The 2,250-nt window shown below is 57.5% G+C and carries 1 protein-coding gene; it reads left to right on the forward strand.

The features are described 5' to 3' along the window. Window positions 1-2,250 (forward strand): Ig-like domain-containing protein (locus tag Q1X90_RS00765; protein ID WP_300765754.1); only part of this gene is annotated, 2,250 nt, incomplete at both ends.

Here is a 2,250-nt window from a genome sequence, read left to right on the forward strand (position 1 = left end):
AACCAAAGTCGGCGGCACAGTGACCCTTACGGTGACGGCTACAGGGAAAACGACGGGGAAGTCTTTCTCCACTACGGTTACATACACAAAAACCGATCGTCCTACCCAGACGTTGTCGAAATACTATTCGACCAATGCCGCCGGTTATGGTGTTAAGAAGACCATCTCGGTTGATGGCGATATCTCCGACTGGACCAAATCGATGATTATCGCGCAAGGGACGGCGAACGATGACCCCAGGGTTTATCGTCCGAATTCCATGTACGAGGTTCCCATCGATCTCTATACGTTGTATGGAGCTTATGATGACAACAATCTGTACCTGATGTGGGAAATGACCAATGTTCAGGACGTTGTAGCCCCGAATGACAACTATCCCCTGTCCCAAGGAACTCTGTACAAGAACATGAACGTCCCGTTCTACATTGCTCTGGACACGGGTGACTCCTCAACACGGATAGGGAACAGCGCCAAGACCTCCACCGATGGGACTCTGTGGGACTCAAACATTTCGTTTGAGCAGAATCTCAACAAGATTGTCGCCATTTCGACCAATGGCGCGAACGGCCCATGGATATATGGAGGAAATTCCAGTGGGCTCAATACCACAGCTGAATATGGTCCAGCTGCGGATACGAAGACAGGAACCAAGAAGTCTGGAATCGTATTCAAATACGGTCAGGGCATCCTGAGCAACAACGTCTATGGAATCAACGGCGCGTATGGGGCAAATGGTGGTCGAGTCGTTGGAGATCTCTCCAAGGACAGCTCGGACTGGGTTGATTTCAACACCAAAGGCCACGATTCGAAGACGATGGACTTCCATTACGAGATGTCCATCCCTCTTTCTGAGCTGGGGATAACGTCATCCCAGGTGTCCTCAAAAGGCGTCGGCGTTCAGCTGGTAGCCACCATGGGCATGTCCGGCATGGATTCTCTCCCGTATGATCTCACTGAGAACGACAATGCCGATCAGCCTGATACCCAATCCCAACCCCAGAACAGCTACGAGAAGTCCGATGCGGACGACTTCACTGTTCCCTTCGCGCGCATTGGCGCTGCCAGCGATTCTGATGATGGCTCAGGTGACGGTGGATCCACTGATGTGCCAGTGACGTCTGTTGCGATTTCTGGGGATGGCGTGTCCAATGGTGCGCTGTCGCTGGTGAAGGGCAAGTCGGCTCAGCTGTCGGCTGCGGTGAGCCCGTCGAACGCGACCAATAAGACGGTTTCGTGGAGCTCGTCTGACGCGTCGGTGGCTTCGGTGACGGGTACCGGGTATGTGACGGCCGTGAAGGCCGGTACGGCCACGGTCACCGCGACCGCGGGCGGCAAGAGCACCAGCATCACCGTAACCGTGACCGATTCCGGTTCCGGCGGTGGTTCTCAGGGCGGTGGTACGACCACATCCTCGAACTACCTGTATGTCAAGAAGCCAGCGGGCTGGAATAGCGTGTATGCCTACATCTACAGCGGTGAAGGCTCCTCTGCCACAAGCAATGCGAAGTGGCCGGGCGAGGCGATGACCGCGATGACCACAGCAGACAGCTGCGCTTCCGCCGGCACCTACCGTATCGAGGTCCCGAACCTCGGCACGGGCACGTACCGTGTGATCTTCTCCGATAACGGCAACAGCTCCAACCGCTACCCGGCTGACATGGCCCCGGGCCTCGAGTTCACTCGCGGCACGGCAGCCCAGTGGGACGGCTCGTCCACCACCATCGAATCCGTGACCTGCAAGACGCCTGATGTTGCGGTGTCGTCTATTGCGATCTCGGGTTCTGGCGTGTCCAATGGCGCGCTGTCGCTGGCGAAGGGCAAGTCGGTGCAGTTGACTGCGTCGGTGAGCCCGTCGGATGCGACCAATAAGACGGTTGCGTGGAGTTCCTCGGATGCGTCGGTCGCTTCGGTGACGGGGACTGGTTACGTGTCGGCTGTGAAGGCCGGGACGGCGACGATCACGGCGGAGGCGGGCGGCAAGAGCGCGTCGGTGAGGGTGACGGTGACGGAGCCGTCGGCTGTGAAGCAGCCGATGGATGTGTGGTATAAGCCTACGTCGTCTTTGGTGTCTGCTGTTCGTGTGTGGTATCGTCTGCTGTCGAGCAATACGACGGGCTTTGTCGATCTGAAGCCGGCGTGTGACGGGTATTTCACCGGTAGCATCCCGGATGCGAAGGGTGAGCGGGTCAAGCTGGTCGTGGAGCTTGGCGCGTGGTCCTCCAGGTGGGATGTGAAGGGCACGTCCGGTTG

Source organism: uncultured Bifidobacterium sp. (genome assembly GCF_949292005.1).
Lineage (GTDB): Bacteria > Actinomycetota > Actinomycetes > Actinomycetales > Bifidobacteriaceae > Bifidobacterium.